A 405-nucleotide genomic window follows, 5' to 3' on the forward strand; every position below is an offset into this window, starting at 1 on the left:
TCGAAGGCCCCGACGTTGGCCACGACGCGCACCGTGGTTTCCTTCGCACTCATTTCGAGAGGAACCACCAGCACCTTGTAGCCGGCGCTAGCCATCTTGATCGCGATGTCGTTGGCAAACAGCGATTTACCGGCACCTGAGCCTGCGGCGATGGTGACCATCGAGCCGCGAGCAAATCCCCCGGACTGCCGATCGAATTCGGGAATGCCGGTCGGTATGATGTCGTCACCGGACTCGGCGTACAGGATGTCGCGGACCAGTGCCGTCGCATTGTTGTTCATCCCGAAGTGGGTGAACGCGTCTTTCGTGCTCTTTGTGGCACGCGCGCTCGACAGGCGCAGTGCCGTATCCTCCAGAAGCGTTCCCACATCGAGTTTGCCCTTCGAATTCAGGGTCGCGTCGATG

At 60.5% G+C, this 405-nt stretch carries 1 protein-coding gene; it reads right to left on the reverse strand.

Annotation, left to right across the window (positions count from 1 at the left end):
* Window positions 1–405 (reverse strand): DnaB-like helicase C-terminal domain-containing protein (locus AC1RO3_RS08735; RefSeq protein WP_481764038.1); only part of this gene is annotated, 405 nt, incomplete at both ends.

It is taken from the genome of Dellaglioa sp. CoH-57-MRSF-19 (genome assembly GCF_056781975.1).